This window comes from Achromobacter sp. JD-1, assembly GCF_038594925.1.
Classification (GTDB): domain Bacteria; phylum Pseudomonadota; class Gammaproteobacteria; order Burkholderiales; family Burkholderiaceae_B; genus Achromobacter; species Achromobacter spanius_C.
Window position 1 is genome coordinate 418,106 of record NZ_JBCGCS010000001.1, and the last position, 16,918, is coordinate 435,023.

Here is a 16,918-nt window from a genome sequence, read left to right on the forward strand (position 1 = left end):
CTCGGAGCCTGACGATGAAATTCCTGATTTGGCCTTATGCGCGCTTGGGCGCCCGAAAAAACGATGCGCTGCTGTTCTGCAACCTGGGCATCATCTTGCTGTGTTTTGCCATGCCCAGTGATGGCGAACCGCTGACGGCGGCGGCGCCTGGCGTGCTCGCCGACTTTGGCATCCTGGCGGGCCTGGCCTTGTTCAGCGTGATCGCGGGCCAGTCGAAAAGGCGCTTGCGTGCCTTGGGTTGGCTGATCGGCTTCTGGCTGCTGGCCGCGTTCGTCGTGATCACGGCGCGCCGCTGGACGCCAATCGTGGCGCCGGTGGTGGGTCTTGCTCTGGCCTACATCTGCGTCGTGCGGTGGCGAATGGCAACCCGCCGCGCCCGCCGTGAACGTGTACTGCCCCACGCCGCCGTGCCGGCAACGCCGCAGGCCGTGTCGACTGCCAAGCCGAACTGCGCTCGCGACAACGAAGTGATGCTGCAGATGATGCATGACCTGCGCAGCCCGCTGTCGACGATCCTGTTGATGGTGGAAAAGCAAAGCGCGGAAAGCAATGACCCGAAGCAGGAGGCGTTCGCGGAATCCGTGCGTGACCTGGTGCAGTACAGCCTGACGGTAGCGCAAGACTTCATGCATCTGTCGCGCGCCGAACGTTTGGACAAGACCAATTTCCTGCCGGTTTCGCTGTTGGACGTGGGTCAGGAAGCCGCTGATCAATCAATGGTGCTGGCTGAACGCAAAGGCATCGATGTGCAAATCCGTGAATGCGGAGAAAAGCTGTGGGTGTCGGGTGACTACTGCATGCTGCAGCGGGCCGTCATGAACCTGCTGGACAACGCGATCAAGTACTCGGATCCCGATACGCGAATTACCTTGTGTTTGAAGCGTCAGGGCGACATGGCGCGTATCAGCGTGATGGATGAGGGAATCGGCATTTCGGAGTCCGTCATGCCGCAGCTCTGTCAGGCATTCTTCCAGGTTGAACCGGGCAGCCGTGACGGAGTCGGCATGGGCCTGGCGTTGGTGGCGACGGTAGTGGATGCGCACGCTGGAAAGCTGGCGGTCAGCTCTCGCCCTGGTGAAGGAAGCGAGTTTTCACTCATATTTCCAATGATGCCGATTCCGTGCGTCGACGCGGACCGCCGGGAGCCGCGTGAAAGGCTTCGAACCGGCCTTCAGGCCGCCTCATGAACAAGCGCCCTTGTGGCGCTTTTTTTTATCTTTCGTGCGCCTGTTCCATGCCGAATACGCGTTGCGGCAACGATGCAACACCTGCTTTTAATAGTGTGTTGAGAAAGGTTTTGCCGTTTTTTAGCGCCGGGAATAATGGCTTCGCTTTCACGAGTTCCGTGCGATTTCCGGTTCATGAGAATGCGAAAAACAATCCATTAAACGAAGGATATTTGATGACTAAAACCTCTTTGCGCGGTGCAGCCGCCAAGCTTGCCTTGCCGGTCGCGGCGCTGACGCAGGCTGTGCTGATGGCGATGGCGCCCACCACGGTTTCGGCTCACGGCTCCGTGATCGATCCCCCCAGCCGTGAATACGGTTGCAACACCCACGACACGCCGTGGAACAACCCCAAGCATTCGGGTTGCGGCAAGATCGCCAATCTGGCGGGAAGCTGGCAGTCCAACGCCATTCTGGGAGTCAAGAGCAACCACAAGGACCACATCCGCGACGGCCTGCTTTGCGCTGGCGGCAAGGAAAGCTGGAAGGAACTTGACGGCAACTACGAGTGGCCCACCACGGTCATCACGCCGGACGCCAACGGCAAGGCGCAATTCAAGTACATGCAGACCGCTGCCCACGTCAGCACGTACTTCAAGACCTACATCAGCAAGGACAGCTACGATCCCAAGCGCGGCCTGCGTTGGGACGATCTGGAACTGATCGGCGACACCGGCTTCCTGCCGCGTCCGGCCAACAACTCGATCACCCCGCTGGACGTCAAGATCCCCGCCCATTTCACCGGCAAGCGCGTGATCTACAGCGTGTGGCAACGTGACCCCAGCGACAACGCTGAAGGTTTCTACGCTTGCTCGAACGTGGAAGTGATGCCCGCCAACGTGCAATGGCAAGCCAGCGGCGTGCTGCAAGGCGGCCAAGTCGAAGCCGGTTCGAAGATGACCCTGCGCGTGTTCGACCTGAGCCGCTCGGGCGACCTGGAAAGCCATTCGATCATCGTCAAGGCCGGTGAAGAAAAGGCCGCTCAGTGGATGTACGCACTGGCCAAGGAAGTGAACAACAAGTCGTCCGTCATCAAGGTCGGCAAGATGCAGGCCAATGGCCAAGTCCTGCCGCAGCAAAGCGACTCCGACAACCAGGTCTATGGCCTGAACAAGAAGGTGGGCTTCGCGATTGACCAGAAGGCTGCCGAGCCGGTGGATCCGCCGCCCGTCGTCATCAACGTACCCACGGCGCAACTGACTGGCCCGGCAACGGCCAATGCTGGCGAGCGCGTTTCGCTGTCGGCCAAGGGCTCGAACAACGGTGGTGGCACCTTGAAGTTCCAGTGGACCGCTCCGGCTGGCATCACCGCTTCGGCGCTGAACCAGGCTGACCTGAGCTTCACCGCTCCGGCCCTGACGCAAGACAAGTCCTACTCGTTCACCGTCAAGGTCACGAACGAAAAGGGTTCGTCGAGCAAGACGCATTCCGTGCTGGTCAAGAAGCAGGCGCAAACCGGCGGCGGCACTGACGGTGGCAACACCGGCGGTGGCAACGGCGGCACCGATGGCGGCAACGGCGGCCAGACCGGCCAGTACCCGGCCTACAAGGAAGGCACCACGTACGCAGCTGGCGACAAGGTCACCAACGGCGGCAAGGTCTACGAGTGCAAGATCTGGCCCGTGACCGCATGGTGCAGCGCTTCGCCGTTGCACTACGCTCCCGGCAAGGGCCTGGCTTGGCAGCAAGCTTGGGACCTGGTGAAGTAATTCCCTTCACTGTTCTCAGTCTGAGCTGAAACCGCTTGAAAATCCGCAGTAAATAACGCGGAAAGTGAAGTTCCTGGTCCCTCGTGCGAAAGCGCGGGGGATTTTTTTTTGCCGCCAGATTATTTTCTTAATGAGTGTGGGGAAAGTGCTTTAAGGAATCGTTTATCAACTTTGATTATCAATGAGCTTCCGGCCGAGAATGAATTCACCTTGTCCTGCGTGCTGCATGGAAGGTGATTTATTCAACCTCACTCTGAAGTGTTTATAAAAAAATGGCGAAATTTAAAATAACCCTGCTGGGCGGACTGGTCCTGGCGGCTGTGTCCAGTTCGGTATTGGCTCACGGCACGATGTCGCATCCCAAGGCGCGCATTCTGCATTGCTACGCAGGTAGCCAAAGCGAAGGTTGCACCGCCTTCAAGGCGCAGGGCGGCAGCGTGTACGACTGGCGCGAGGTCTGGCAAAAGCCGGGCGGTGAGAAAACGGTTGCAACGACGCCGGGCGACCGCCTGTGCGACGGTGGCACCAAGGCCTCGCATCGCGGCTTGAACGCGCTGGCCCAATGGCCCATCACCACGCTCAAGCCGGATGCCAATGGCAACGTCACCTTGAAGTGGAACCACACCGTGGCCCACCGCACGAAGTCGCTGCAATTCTTCATTACGAAGATGCCGTACGACTCGACCAAGCCGCTGCAATTTTCCGACTTTGAAAAGTTCTGCGAACAGCGCGACTTCACGCCGGCAGCCGCGGGCGAAGGCCGTGAACAGGAATACAGCTGCACGCTGCCCGCGGGCAAGACGGGCCGCCACCTGATCATGAGCGTCTGGAACACCAACCACGTGGGCGATGGCGTGACCTCGGGCGAGTCCTATCGCGCTTGCGGCGACGTGAACATCGAAGGCGTCTCCAACGTCATCAAGCCGTCGGACATCGGCGCGCTGTACTCCATCGGCGAAACCAAGGTGGGTGAAACGCTGGTCTGGCGTCTGGCCGACCCCAAGCGCAACGGTGAATACCTGGAACAACTGCGCGTGCCGCTGGACGAGAACGCCGTGCAAGGCGAGCGCTGGACGCAAGTGCTGGGCAATGCCGTCAACGGTTCGTCCAAGCGCGTGCGTGTCGGCCAACTGGGCGCCGATGGCAAGACCGTGACCCCGATCGTGGGTGTGGACAAGTCGCACGTCTATTCGATGGACGGCAACAAGTACCACTTCGTGGTCACCAAGGAAGCGGCTGATATCAAGCCGGATCCCGTGGTGATTCCGCCGGTGTCGAGCATCACCGGCCCGGTCAATGTGCAAGCGGGCCAGAAGGTGACGTTGTCGGGTTCGGCGTCGACCGGTACCGATCTGAAGTTCTCGTGGACGGTGCCGGCCGGCATCAGCGCCGCGGTGAAGGATCAGCCCACGCTGAGCTTCGTGGCGCCGACGCTGACGAAGGACCAGCAGTACTCGTTCACGCTGACGACCCGCAACGACAAGGGCGCGTCGAATGCGTCCCACGTGGTGACGGTGAAGGGCAAGCCGGTTGTTGACGAAGGCGGCAATGGCGGCACGGGCGGCAATGGTGGCACCGGCGACACGCCGCCCGCCTACAAGGCCGGCACTGCCTACAAGGCGCATGAGCGCGTCACCAACCTGGGCAAGGTCTACGAGTGCAAGCCGTGGCCCTACACCAACTGGTGCGGCCAGTCGCCGTTCCACTACGAGCCCGGCAAGGGCGGCTACTGGACCCAGGCCTGGGACCTGGTCAAGTAAGCCGTCGTTATAGAAGCGGGCCAAGGCGGTAGGCGTCTTGGCCCGCGCTGGACGCCAGCCCCCTCTCAGTGATGGGAGGTGGGCTTTCTTTTTGTGTTGTTGGATCCGCCGGCAAGGCGGATCACTGAATAGCCATGAAAAACAAAATACAGTTATCGATGCTTGCGCTGATGCTCGGCACGGCATTTATCGCCCCGGGGCATGCGGCCTCGGCTGATGAACCTCGGCCCATCTACGTTCGGCTGAAGGCGGAAGCGCCCAATCCGGTCCAGCGTGTTGCGCCGACGCCCGAGGTGGCCAGCGCAATGGACGCGCTGACGCGCCTGGCCAATGGCATGGAACCCTTGGTTCCGCTGTCGCCCATGATGCGCAACCACGAGGATATCGCCGCGCTGGAACGCCATAACCTCACGCGCTACTACAAGATTTCGGCCGAGATGATGCGCGGCCGTGACGCGGAACTGCTTGTCAAGCAACTGCTGGAAAATCCGCTGGTGGAAAGCGCGCAGATCGAACCCGTGCCGATGTCGATGGGCGGAGGTCTGGAGGCCGATCCCGTCATGGCAGTCACGCGCGCCGCGCCGGGCACGCCCGACTACACCAACTGCGACGGCGCGCTTGCGCCCACGTGCCAAAACTATATGCAGGGCCCCAAGCCCGGCTATTGGGTGCTGGGCGGCATCAATGCCTTCGAGGCGCAGCGCCAGACGGGCCACTATGGCGCCAACGTGCGCTTGATCTCGAACGAGATCAGTCACTGGGACTTCGACCACGTTGACCTGCCCAAGCCCTTCCTGCACCACGGCCAGTATGTGGAAAAGCCTGATTCGCATGACACGATGTCGGCCGGCATCATGTTCGGGCAGGACAACGGCTATGGCGTGACCGGCATCGTGCCGCAAGCGCAGGCGGGCTACACCAAGTACAGCGTCAGCGGCATGATCGACCTGCGCAACGTACTTCAAGCGGGCGACGTGGTGCAGATTGGCGTGCACTACAAGTTCAGCAATGGCTGCGGGCCGACCACGGCCTGCTGGCTGCCCGTCGAGCATGTTGACGCGGTCTACGACGCCATTTCGTATCTGACGAAGGAGAAGGGCGTGCATGTGGTCTTGGCGGCGGCCAATGGCTCGGCCAACCTGGACGATCCGTATTTCCGCGGCCGCTATGACCGTACCAAGCGTGATTCGGGCGCCATCTATGTGGGCGCGGCTGATCCGATCCTGGGCAGGACCGCGTGGTTCTCGGAATACGGTAGCCGCGTGGACGTGTTCAGTTGGGGTGGGCGCGTCACCACCACGGACTGGAAGGAAGGCCAGCACAACCTGTACACGACCAGCTATAACGGTACGTCGTCCGCCAACCCCATCATCGCGGGTAGCGTGGCGTGGCTGCAGAGCCTGGCGCGTGAGCGCGGCCTGGGCAATATTCCGCCCAAGGTCATGCGTCAGATTCTGGTGGACAGCGGCAACCCCGTGCCCTTCGTCGAACCGGATCGCCCCATCGGCGTGCAACCCGATCTGGTTCGCGCGGCGGAACTGTTGGGTGGCGCCAGCATCGGCGGCCAGGCGCCGCAAGCGCACGTCTCAGGATCCGCGCAAGCGAATGCGGGTGACAAGGTGATGCTGTCGGCCGCTGACTCGACCGGCAAGGACCTGAGCTATGCGTGGAGCAGTCAGCCCGCGCTGAAGTTCGTGGAGCAAGGCGTCAAGGCCAGCTTCGTCGCGCCGGAAAGCGCGAAGGACGTCGCCTACCGCATCACGCTGAAAGTGACTGACCCGCAAGGACGCAGCGCGGCGACGCACCATGGCGTGTTGGTCAAGGCGAAGGCGGCCGGCGTGTGCGCCAGCGCTCCCGCCTGGGATGCCCGCAAGGTGTACAACGTGCCGAACGAGGCCGTGTCGTACAACGGCAAGCTGTATCGCCAGAACTACTGGAACGTGGATGCCGCGCCGGACAAGAACTCGGCGCAGTACGGCAAGCCGTGGAAAATGCCCGAAGCCTGCGACCTGGAACCGGCGCCCGTGCCGCTTCCGGTCGCGCGCATCAGCGGCCCCACCGAAGTGCAGGCCTTGCAAGCGGCCACCTTGTCAGCCACCGGTTCCACGGGCCAGGGCCTGAAGTACGTGTGGACCAGCATGGATGACATCGCGCTGCAGGCCAACGGCGCCACGGTCACGTTCTATGGCCCCCCGTTGGCGCAGGACCGCAACCTGACGTTCAAGCTCGCCGTGACTGACGAGCGCGGCCGCACCGCCACCGCCAGCCATGTGGTCAAAGCCCGCGCGAAGGAAGTGGTGCCTGAAGTGGTGCCGGAAGTGATTGCGCCGCAAGCCAAGCTCAGCGGCCCCGCCAAGGTCAAGAGCGGCGAACGCGTGGTGCTGTCGGGCAAGGCGTCCACCGGTACCGACCTGCGCTACCGCTGGACTGTGCCCGCGGGCATTTCCGCCGGGGCGCTGGATCAGGCGGACATCAGTTTCGTCGCACCGTCCACCGCGAAGGACACGCCTTACCGCTTTACGCTGACGGTCAGCAACTCGCGCGGTGAAGTCCAGGCCAGCCACACCGTGACGGTGTTGGCGAAGCCGGCCGTGGGCGGCTACCCGCAGTACAAGGCGGGCACGCTCTATAAAGCGGGCGACAAGGTCGTGAATGTGGGCAAGACGTTTGAATGCAAGATCTTCCCGTACAGCGGCTGGTGCAGCCAATCGCCTTCGCACTATGCGCCGGGCACGGGTTCGCATTGGCAGGACGCGTGGATGCAGCGTTAAGTCTTCCAAAGACCAAGCCTGACGCGATTGTCGCGTGAAGCACCGCAGCCCCTGCCGGTTTTCTGGCGGGGGCTGTTTTTGTTGAGGAAGGGGGAGGGGCTCGCGCGCGAACGCGAATGCGCGGCGGAAATGAAAAAAGGGCCGGACAACTTGTGTCGGGCCCTTCTTGGTGATTTTCAGTGTTCATGAACGCTTGGTTGCTTGAACGCTGCAAATCTGAATTTGGAGCGGGAGACGAGTCTCGAACTCGCGACCTCAACCTTGGCAAGGTTGCGCTCTACCAACTGAGCTACTCCCGCATGGGTTCCGTCATGCACTACTCAGAACCTGTTTCTTATTCACTCTGATCAACTTGGTTATCGATCAGAAGGCGCGCATCTTACATGATTTTTTTGAGCTTGTCATTCAGGTTTGGTACTTAGCCGAACCAATGGCCAGTGGGCTAAACCCAAACACTCAATCAAGTAATATGAGCGAAGACCGAAACTATAGCATAACCCGTAGCACCCATGTCAACACACTCTGCTATCGAAACTGCGCCAAACGCGCTGACTCCCGTTGCCCAAGACCTGAGCCCGCTGAATACGCTGGGATTGGCGTCACGAGCCGAAGCATTCGTATCGGTGGACGACATGTCCCAACTGCCGGCCTTGTCCGATCTGGCGCGGCGTGCGGATAGCCTCTTGGTACTGGGCGGCGGCAGCAATCTGGTGTTGCCCGAGCGCGTTCCCGGGCTGGTGGCCAAGGTGGCGTTCAAGGGCGTGCGCCTGTTGCAGGACCGGTCGGATGCCTGGCTGGTTGAAGCGGCGGGCGGGGAAAACTGGCACGGCTTTGTCGAGCAATGTGTGGCGCAAGGGTGGGATGGGTTGGAAAACCTGGCGCTGATTCCGGGCACGGTTGGGGCAGCGCCGGTGCAGAACATTGGTGCGTACGGGGTCGAATTCGAAGAACGGTTTCACAGCCTGACCGCCTGGGATGTGCCGGCGGGGCGGTTTGTTGAGATGGGGCCGTCCGACTGCCGTTTTTCGTACCGTGATAGCGCCTTCAAGCACGACGCGTCGGGCCGCTGGGTGATCGTCAGCGTGCGTTTCGCCTTGCCCCGGCCCTGGCGCCCCATGCTGGGCTATCCCGACCTGCAACGCCACGAGCGGCTTGCCCAGGGTGCGCCCACCGCGCGGGCCATTTTCGATGCGGTCTGCGAAATTCGCCGCGCGAAGTTGCCCGATCCTGCCGTGACCGGCAACGCCGGCAGCTTTTTCAAGAACCCGATTGTTGAAGCCGATGTGCGCGACAGTCTGGCTCAGCAGTTCCCGGACTTGGTTTCCTATGTGCAGCCAGATGGCCGCTACAAGCTGGCGGCGGGCTGGCTGATCGACCAATGCGGTTGGAAAGGGCAGGCGCTGGGTGCGGCCGGCGTGCATGACCGGCAAGCGCTGGTGCTGGTGAACCGAGGCGGCGCCACGGCTGCCGACATCATGGCTTTGGCGCGCGAAATTCAAGCGTCGGTGCAGGCGCGTTACGGCGTCAAACTGGAGCCTGAGCCCGTGGTGGTGTAAGGCAATGCAGCGCGCATGAAAAAAGGATCCCGTGGGATCCTTTTTTCGTTGGAAGAGGCCAGGGTTACAGGCCCAGCACGGATTGCATGTCGTACAGGCCGTTGTGCTTGTCTTCCAGGAAGCGGGCGGCGCGCAGCGCGCCTTCCGCATAGGTGGCGCGGCTGCCGGAGCGATGCGTGATTTCAATGCGCTCGCCAATGCCGCAGAACGACACAGTGTGGTCGCCCACGATGTCGCCGCCCCGCAGGACCGAGAAGCCGATGGTGCCGGGCTTGCGCACACCGGTGTCGCCATGGCGGCTCCAGGTGGCCACGTCGGGCAGCGCCACGTCCCAGGCGGACGCGATGGTTTCGCCCATCTTCAGCGCGGTGCCCGAGGGCGCATCGACCTTGTTGCGGTGGTGTGCTTCGAATACTTCGACGTCGTAGCCGGAATTCAGGATGCGAGCAGCCATGTCCAGCAGCTTGAGCGTGGCGTTGACGCCCACGCTCATGTTAGGTGCGAACACGATGGCGATTTTTTGCGCGGCCACTTCGATGGCGGCGCGGCCATTGTCGTCGAACCCCGTGGTGCCGATGACGGCGCGCGTGCCGTACTTCACGCAGGCTTGCAGATGTTCGAGCGTGCCTTCGGGCCGCGTGAAATCGATCAGGCAGTCGGCGTCGGCCAGTGCGTCAAGATTGTCCGTGATCAGCACGCCGGTCTGCTGGCCCAGCGGAGCGCCCGCGTCCTGGCCCAGTGCGGTGGATCCCTTGCGGTCCAGCGCCACGGCCAATTTCAGGCCGTTGGACTTGAGAATGGCGTCGATCAGCATCTGGCCCATACGGCCGCTTGCGCCGGCAATTGCAATACGCATGAAAAATCCTTGGAAGTTACCGGAGCGGCTCGGGCGCGTTGCCGGGCTGACCGGGGTACTGGTTCAGCGGGCTGACGGGGGCATCGGCATCACGCCTTTCCAGATCTTGCTCTTGCTCGACCCGGGCTTCGTCCCGATCCAGGCGTTCGTCCGCTTTTTCGTCGGCGATGCTGCTGGGCGTGTTCAGTTGATAAGGCTGCAGGTCGGGCTGCTTGTCGCCTTCCCAGCGGGTCAGGCGGTCGTTTTCGAACCAGACGGTGAACTTGCGTTCCCGCGCTTCACCATAGCCGGGCTTGTAATAGTAGGGATAGTCCCAGCGGTTGGCGTGCAGCACGCTGGTGAGCGTGGGGCTGCCCAGCGCAAAGCGGACTTGCTCGCGCGTCATGCCGGGCTGAAGCAGCGCGACCTGTTCCTGGGTGATCCAGTTGCCTTGCTGGACACCGGCCTTGTAGGGGAAGCCCCACTTGTCCCCCGAGCAGCCGGCAAGAGCGATGGCCAGGGCGGCAACGGCCAATCCGGTCTTCAGCGAGCGGGAGGGAATTCGTGCAATCATGGACACTACGCGCCCCTATTATTTGGAAGCAGACAAAACCGTTATCATAAAGGTTTCATAAGGATAGTTCCGCGAGGCGGCATGAAATCAGGTGAGCCGGCTCGCGGTGCACCCTTGAACCTGCCCATGCCTACGCGGACGGAGAGCGATTACACCATGAGCGACCAAAGCGAACTGAAGAACATGGGTTTGAAGGCGACGTTTCCGCGCCTGAAAATTCTTGATATTTTCCGGAAGTCCGATCTGCGCCACCTCAGCGCCGAAGACGTATACCGTGCGCTGATCGGCGAAAACGTCGAAATCGGCCTGGCGACGGTCTACCGCGTGCTGACGCAGTTTGAACAGGCAGGCATCCTGGCTCGCAGCCAGTTCGACAGCGGCAAGGCCGTCTTCGAACTGAACGACGGCGATCACCACGACCACCTGATCTGCACGAATTGCGGCACGGTCGTCGAGTTCTCGGATCCGGACATCGAGAAGCGCCAGCAAAAGATCGCCAAGGACAACGGCTTCGCGCTGGAAAGCCACGCGATGGTGTTGTACGGCGTGTGCAGCACTTGCATGAAAGGGCGCTAAACCGCTAGCGTCCGCCCCACGGTCTGTGGCCGCGCTCGCTGCGGGCCAGTGAGATCAAAAGCCCCTTTTATAAGAAGGGGCTTTTTTTCGTGCGCTTGAACGGGCGTGGGGTCAGCTCGCGGGTTGGCCGAAGCCTTGCAGCATTTCGCGGGCATGTTCGCGCGTCGTGGCGGTGAGCTTGATGCCGCCCAGCATGCGGGCAATTTCCTCGACACGCGCCGCGGCGTCCAGCTCTTCGATGCTGGAGCGCGTGGTGCCGCGCGATTCCGCCTTGCTGACCAGGAACTGGTTGTTGGCGCACGCCGCCACCTGGGGCAGGTGGGTGACGCATAACACTTGATGGCGCTCGCCCAGTTCGCGCAATAGTTTGCCCACGGCTTCGGCCACCGCGCCGCCCACGCCGCTGTCGACTTCGTCGAAGATCAACGTAGGCACGCGCGCCGCGCGGCTGGCGATAACGGACAGCGCCAGGGAAATGCGTGACAACTCGCCGCCCGAGGCCACTTTGGCCAAGGGGCGCGGGGTGGTGCCGGCGTGGCCGGCCACCAGGAATTCGACCTGCTCGTTGCCGTGCGCGGACGGCGCGCCGGGCGCAAGCGTCGGTTCAAACTTGCCGCCTTGCATGGCCAGCGTCTGCATCGCCTGCGTCACCTGTTTGCCGAGGTCTTTGGCGACCTTGCGGCGGGCCGTCGTCAGCTTGGCAGCGGCGGCGTCGTATTGCGTCTGGGCGGCAGCCGACTGGGCGCGCAGCGCATCGATGTCGCCCGCTGCTTGCAGCGCAGCCAGTTCGGCATGCAGGGAATCGCGCAGTTCGCACAGCGCGTCGGGCTCGACACGGAATTTCCGTGCGGTTTCAAACACCAGGCCCAGGCGCGCTTCCACATCGGCCAGCCGTTTGGGGTCGAGGTCGACCCGGCTGACATAGTTGTTCAAGTCCGACACGGCTTCGCTGATGGCGATGCGGGCGGACTCCAGCTCGTCATACACCCCTTGCAGGCCGGGATCGTGCCGCAACATTTGCTGAATGCGGTGATTGGCGGCGGTAACGCGGTGGTGCGCGGAATCGCCTTCGCCGTCCAGCCCTTCCAGAATCTGCGAGGCACCATCCAGCAGCGACTGGGAATGCGACAGCCGCGTGTGTTCGGATTGCAGGGCGTCCCATTCGTCCGGCCCCAGCGCCAATTGGTCCAGCTCATCAACCTGCCATTGCAGGCGGTCGCGTTCGTTCGCCAGGCTGGCGGCGTCTTTTTCGGCGGCTTCCAATTGGCGTGCCAGCGCACGCCATTGCTTCCAGGCCTGGCCCACGGCCTGGCGCAGATCGCCATGGCCGCCGTGGGCGTCAAGCAGATCGCGCTGAGCGTCGGGGCGCATCAGGCTTTGATGGGCGTGCTGGCCGTGAATGTCGACCAGGCTGTCGCCCAGCTCGCGCAATTGCCCCACGGTGGCCGGCGTGCCGTTGATATAGGCGCGGCTGCGGCCCTGAGCATCGATGACACGGCGCAGCGACAGTTCATCGTCGGCGTCTATTTCGCGTTCGGCCAGCCAGTTGTGCAGGGATTTGGGGGTATCGAACACCGCGGTGATGTCGGCGCGCGGCGCGCCTTCGCGCAGCATGCTGGCGTCGCCGCGTTCGCCAAGCGCCAGCGCCAGGGCGTCTACCAGGATGGATTTGCCGGCGCCGGTCTCGCCGGAGAATACGGTAAAGCCGGATCCGAAATGGATCTCGGTTTGCTCAACAATGACGAAGTCGCGGATATGCAGGGTGCGCAGCATGTCGGGGCGCTTACTACTCTACGTTGTCGGTGGCTTGGGGCATCAGGTTCCAGTGCAGCTTGCGGCGCAGGGTGGAAAAGAAGCTGTAGCCCTCGGGGTGCACGAAGCGGATGGTGTGCGGCGCGCGCTGCACGACGATACGGTCGCCGGGCTGCAGGTCTGACCAGGTCTGCATGTCGAAATGCACGCTGGCGCCAACTTCCACGCGGCCCATCGCGGTCAGCGTCATGTTCAGCACCCCGGTGTCGGGAATGACGATAGGGCGGTTCGACAGCGTTTGCGGCGCCACGGGCACCAATACCATGGCGTTCAAACCGGGGTGCAGGATGGGGCCGTTGGCAGACAATGCATACGCCGTGGAGCCGGTGGGCGTGGCGATGATCAGGCCGTCGGCGCGCTGCGTATACATGAAAGCGCCGTCCAGTTCGACGCGCACTTCAATCATGCCGCCGCGTCCGGCGCGGTTCAGCACGACGTCGTTGAGCGCCGACGCGGAATACATTTTCTGGTCGCCGCGCCACACGCTGCCTTCGAGCAGCATGCGTTCTTCGATCTGGAAGCTGCCTTCCAGCACCCGGGCCAGAGCGCCGTGCGCGTCCTGCAAGGGAATATCTGTGATGAAGCCGAGCCGCCCATGGTTGATGCCCACCAGCGGCACACCGTAAGGCGCCAGATGCCGGCCCGCGCCCAGCACGGTGCCGTCGCCGCCCATCACGACGGCCAGCGACGCGTTCTGGCCAATCTCTTCAAGGGTAGCCACCGGGTATTCGGTCAGGCCCGTGTTGCGGGCAGTGTCCGCATCGATGAGCACCTGCCTGCCCGCTTGCGTCAGCGCGTGCGCAAGGGCTCTTAGCGGGGTGTCCAGGCCGGTGTCCTGGTATCTGCCGATCAGGGCGACGGTAGGAAAATGCATGGATGCGGGCGTATCAAAAGGGCGGGACCCGAAGGTCAAAACCTGCCCGGAATGGGCCGATTAGCCGATTATATGGGGCCGCATATCGGCTTGCGGGACAAAAATCGCCTTAATTGGAAAAGATTCCCTAAAATAGCTGCTATGGATGACCGCGCACGCGCACTACTGAAAGCGTTGATAGAACGCTATATCGCCGATGGGCAGCCTGTCGGCTCGCGGACGCTATCGAAAGTCTTCGATTTGTCCCCAGCCACCATCCGCAACGTCATGGCGGATCTGGAAGAGCTGGGGCTGATCCATAGCCCGCACACCTCCGCCGGCCGCGTTCCCACGCCGCGGGGCTATCGCATGTTCGTCGATTCCCTGCTGGCGGTTCAGCAATATCAACTGCAGCCCCACAACATCGGCGAGATGCTCTCAGCCGCGGAACCCACCCGTGCCGTCAATGCCGCTGCCGCCTTGTTGTCGAACCTGACGCAGTTCGCCGGCGTGGTGTTGACGCCCAAGCGCGCCCAGGTGTTTCGCCAGATTGAATTCATTCGGCTGTCCGACAAGCGCGTGCTGCTGATCATCGTCACGCCAGACGGCGACGTCCAGAACCGCATTCTGTTCGTACAGCGCGACTACGCCGAAGCCGAATTGCTGGAAGCCGGCAATTTCTTCAACATGCATTTCGCGGGCAAGTCCTTCAACGCGGTGCGCCAGACGCTTTCCACGGAGTTGGCCCAATTGCGTGAAGACATCTCGCGCCTGATGCAAGCGGCGGTCGAGGCCAGCGCCGAAGCCGCCGAGGACGGCGACGCCATGGTGATTTCCGGCGAGCGCAAGCTGCTGGACGTGACCGACATTGCGTCCGACATGGATCGCCTGCGCAAGATGTTCTCGCTGTTCGAAAAAAAGACCGATCTGCTGCAACTGCTGGACGTATCGAGCCGCGCGCAGGGCGTGCAGATCTATATTGGTGGCGATTCCCAACTGGTGCCGATGGAAGAGGTTTCTGTCATCACGGCGCCTTACGGCGTGGACGGCAAGGTGGTGGGCACGCTGGGAGTCATCGGCCCGACCCGCATGGCGTACGAGCGCGTGATTCCCATTGTGGACATTACGGCTCGCTTGCTGTCCAACGCCCTTAGCCACAATCAGTAGTTCCATTCAAAGCTGCATCCTCCTTGCGGAGGAAGGGGAGTTTTTGTGTTTCTTCGCCTGTTCAAGTATTTGTGGCCTGAACGCTACCTGCCGGAAACCGAGCAGGACGACCCCTTCAATGAAGACCCGCCTGCGCGCGCACCGAGCAAGGTCGGCGTGCTGCTGGTCAATCTTGGCACGCCGGATACGCCGGATATCCCGGGCATCCGCAAATACCTGGGTGAATTCCTGTCTGACCCGCGCGTCATTGAAATCCCCCGTTATCTCTGGAAGCCCATCCTGCACGGGCTGGTGCTGACCTTGCGGCCCAAGAAGCTCGCGCCGCGCTATGCCGGCGTCTGGCTGAAAGACGGTTCGCCGCTTATGGTCTACAGCCGGCGGCAGGCGGACGGTGTGCGTGCCGCGCTGGAAGTGGCGGGCATCGACGCCGTGGTCGAACTGGGCATGCGTTACGGCAACCCGTCCATTCCGGACGCAATATCTCGCCTGCGGGCAGCCGGTTGCGAGCGTATTCTGACCGTGCCGCTATACCCGCAATACGCCGCCAGCACCACGGCCACCGTGGTGGACGCCGTGACCCGGCATGCCGCGCGTCTGCGCGACCAGCCCGAACTACGCTTTACCAAGCGGTTTCACGAAGACCCGCTCTGGCTGGACCCGCTGGCTGCCCGCATCGAAGCCTTCTGGCGCGACCACGGCAAGCCGCAGAAACTGGTGATGAGCTTCCACGGTTTGCCGCGTTATTCCATTGAGCTGGGAGACCCGTATTACCGCGATTGCATGGAATCGGCGCGCCTGCTGTCGCAGCGTCTGTCCCTGCCGCGCGAGCAGATTGAAGTGACCTTCCAGAGCCGCTTCGGCACGGCCCGTTGGCTCGAACCCTATACAGAGCCTACGCTCAAGGCCTTGGCCGCTTCGGGGGTCACCGAGGTGGATGTGGTGTGCCCGGGATTTGTGGCAGACTGTCTGGAAACCCTGGAAGAGATCAGCCTGGAATGCCGGGACGCCTTTATCGAGGCGGGCGGCAAGCAGTTTCGTTACATTCCAGCGCTGAACGATGATCCCGCGTGGATCGCCGGCTTGGCCGCCTTGGTGGAACGAAACTTGCAGGGCTGGCCGTTGAAGATCCAGGTCAACACGGACTTGAAGGAGAAGGCGCATGCACCATGATCCCAAGAGCGGCAAGGATGTAAAAAAGGGGACGGTCGCGACCCCGGTGGACGAGGATCAGGTCGAGCACGACCTGGACGAAGCGCTGGCGGAAACCTTCCCGGCCAGCGACCCTATCGCGATCCGGCCTGATCCGGACGAAGACGACAAGCAGGTTGACCGCGCGCTGAAGGAAAGCTTTCCGGCCAGCGATCCGGTTGCGCCCGCGCAGCCCCACAAAAAGTAAGCGGCCCAGCCCGCCCAGGCCTGGGCGGGCACCGTCAGGGAATATTTCGCTTTCCCGGGCTTGAAATAGGGGTATTGGCCCCCATTCATGTCTGCGAAAGCCATTCTTTTTGGAGGATTCCCCATGACGGCACCCCACGAGCCTGCAGATCAGACGCCCGAAGTCGGCCAGAACGCCGACGCGGCCCCCGCCGCCCAGGACGACGCTCAGGCCGAGCTGAACGAGTTGCGCGCCCAGTTGGACGCCGCCCAGGCTACCGTCAATGAGCAGCACGACCAGCTTCTGCGTGTGCAAGCCGAAGCTGAAAACGTGCGCCGCCGCGCCCAGGAAGAAGTGTCCAAGGCGCGCAAATTCGGCATCGAATCGTTTGCCGAGAGCCTGGTTCCGGTCAAGGACAGCCTGGAAGCCGCGTTGGCCCAGCCCGACCAGACCGTTCAGACCCTGCGCGAAGGCGTCGAAGTGACCCTGAAGCAGTTGTCCGCCGCGTTCGAGCGCAACATGCTGAAAGACATCGCGCCGGCCCAGGGCGACAAGTTCGACCCGCACCTGCATCAGGCAATTTCGTCGATTCCCCATGAGCAGCCCGCCAATACCGTGGTGCAGTTGCTGCAAAAGGGCTACGTCATCGCCGACCGTACCCTGCGCCCGGCGCTGGTGGTTGTGTCGGCCGGCCAAGGCTGAAT

At 62.4% G+C, this 16,918-nt stretch carries 14 protein-coding genes and 1 tRNA gene; 10 read left to right on the forward strand and 5 right to left on the reverse strand.

Going from position 1 to position 16,918, the window contains the following annotated elements:
• Nucleotides 1-14: 14 nt before the first annotated feature.
• The 4 genes from WBR68_RS01945 (at nucleotide 15) to WBR68_RS01960 (ending at nucleotide 7,466) form a co-directional block, all read left to right on the forward strand.
• Nucleotides 15-1,187: a sensor histidine kinase gene (locus WBR68_RS01945; RefSeq protein WP_230693408.1), complete on the forward strand. Its 1,173-nt coding sequence runs from the start codon at nucleotides 15-17 to the stop codon at nucleotides 1,185-1,187.
• 215 nt (nucleotides 1,188-1,402) lie between these two features.
• Complete coding sequence (locus WBR68_RS01950) at nucleotides 1,403-2,935, forward strand: lytic polysaccharide monooxygenase (RefSeq protein ID WP_230693409.1); 1,533 nt, start codon at nucleotides 1,403-1,405, stop codon at nucleotides 2,933-2,935.
• 272 nt (nucleotides 2,936-3,207) lie between these two features.
• Nucleotides 3,208-4,695 (forward strand): lytic polysaccharide monooxygenase, encoded by a 1,488-nt coding sequence (locus tag WBR68_RS01955; RefSeq protein ID WP_230693410.1) that lies wholly within the window; start codon nucleotides 3,208-3,210, stop codon nucleotides 4,693-4,695.
• A 134-nt stretch (nucleotides 4,696-4,829) separates the two neighbouring features.
• Nucleotides 4,830-7,466: a S8 family peptidase gene (locus WBR68_RS01960; protein WP_230693411.1), complete on the forward strand. Its 2,637-nt coding sequence runs from the start codon at nucleotides 4,830-4,832 to the stop codon at nucleotides 7,464-7,466.
• 223 nt (nucleotides 7,467-7,689) lie between these two features.
• Here WBR68_RS01960 and WBR68_RS01965 read toward each other — a convergent pair.
• A tRNA-Gly gene (locus WBR68_RS01965) sits at nucleotides 7,690-7,765 on the reverse strand.
• A gap of 210 nt (nucleotides 7,766-7,975) precedes the next feature.
• Here WBR68_RS01965 and murB point away from each other — a divergent pair.
• Nucleotides 7,976-9,022, forward strand: coding sequence for a UDP-N-acetylmuramate dehydrogenase (gene murB / locus WBR68_RS01970; RefSeq protein WP_230693412.1), 1,047 nt, complete (start codon nucleotides 7,976-7,978; stop codon nucleotides 9,020-9,022).
• Between the two features lie 64 nt (nucleotides 9,023-9,086).
• Here the strand turns inward: murB and dapB are convergent, their stop codons facing one another.
• A complete protein-coding gene (gene dapB, locus WBR68_RS01975; RefSeq protein ID WP_230693413.1) occupies nucleotides 9,087-9,878 on the reverse strand; it encodes a 4-hydroxy-tetrahydrodipicolinate reductase in 792 nt (263 codons plus the stop codon).
• Nucleotides 9,879-9,894: 16 nt separating this feature from the next.
• The gene (locus WBR68_RS01980) at nucleotides 9,895-10,431 is read right to left on the reverse strand and encodes an outer membrane protein assembly factor BamE (protein WP_050447244.1); all 537 of its coding nucleotides are present in this window, start codon (nucleotides 10,429-10,431) and stop codon (nucleotides 9,895-9,897) included.
• A 156-nt stretch (nucleotides 10,432-10,587) separates the two neighbouring features.
• Here WBR68_RS01980 and fur point away from each other — a divergent pair, with 156 nt between their 5' ends.
• Entirely contained in the window at nucleotides 10,588-11,007 is a 420-nt protein-coding gene (gene fur, locus WBR68_RS01985) for a ferric iron uptake transcriptional regulator (RefSeq protein WP_050447321.1), read from the forward strand.
• Between the two features lie 111 nt (nucleotides 11,008-11,118).
• Here fur and recN read toward each other — a convergent pair whose 3' ends face one another.
• Both recN and WBR68_RS01995 read right to left on the reverse strand, forming a co-directional pair.
• Nucleotides 11,119-12,780 carry a DNA repair protein RecN gene (gene recN, locus WBR68_RS01990; protein WP_050447242.1) on the reverse strand — a complete coding sequence of 554 codons (1,662 nt, stop codon included), beginning with the start codon at nucleotides 12,778-12,780 and terminating at the stop codon, nucleotides 11,119-11,121.
• 13 nt (nucleotides 12,781-12,793) lie between these two features.
• A complete protein-coding gene (locus WBR68_RS01995) occupies nucleotides 12,794-13,693 on the reverse strand; it encodes an NAD kinase (protein WP_050447241.1) in 900 nt (299 codons plus the stop codon).
• 141 nt (nucleotides 13,694-13,834) lie between these two features.
• Between WBR68_RS01995 and hrcA the strand changes: the two genes are divergently transcribed.
• The 4 genes from hrcA to grpE all read left to right on the forward strand — a co-directional run bounded on the left by hrcA (nucleotide 13,835) and on the right by grpE (nucleotide 16,916).
• Nucleotides 13,835-14,839, forward strand: a complete 1,005-nt coding sequence (gene hrcA / locus WBR68_RS02000; RefSeq protein ID WP_050447240.1) for a heat-inducible transcriptional repressor HrcA — start codon at nucleotides 13,835-13,837, stop codon at nucleotides 14,837-14,839.
• A gap of 45 nt (nucleotides 14,840-14,884) precedes the next feature.
• Nucleotides 14,885-16,009, forward strand: coding sequence for a ferrochelatase (hemH, locus tag WBR68_RS02005; protein ID WP_050447239.1), 1,125 nt, complete (start codon nucleotides 14,885-14,887; stop codon nucleotides 16,007-16,009).
• Complete coding sequence (locus tag WBR68_RS02010) at nucleotides 15,999-16,235, forward strand: hypothetical protein (protein WP_050447238.1); 237 nt, start codon at nucleotides 15,999-16,001, stop codon at nucleotides 16,233-16,235. The genes hemH and WBR68_RS02010 overlap by 11 nt, the downstream gene beginning before the upstream one ends.
• A gap of 123 nt (nucleotides 16,236-16,358) precedes the next feature.
• A complete protein-coding gene (gene grpE, locus WBR68_RS02015; protein ID WP_050447236.1) occupies nucleotides 16,359-16,916 on the forward strand; it encodes a nucleotide exchange factor GrpE in 558 nt (185 codons plus the stop codon).
• The last annotated feature ends 2 nt before the right edge of the window (nucleotides 16,917-16,918 follow it).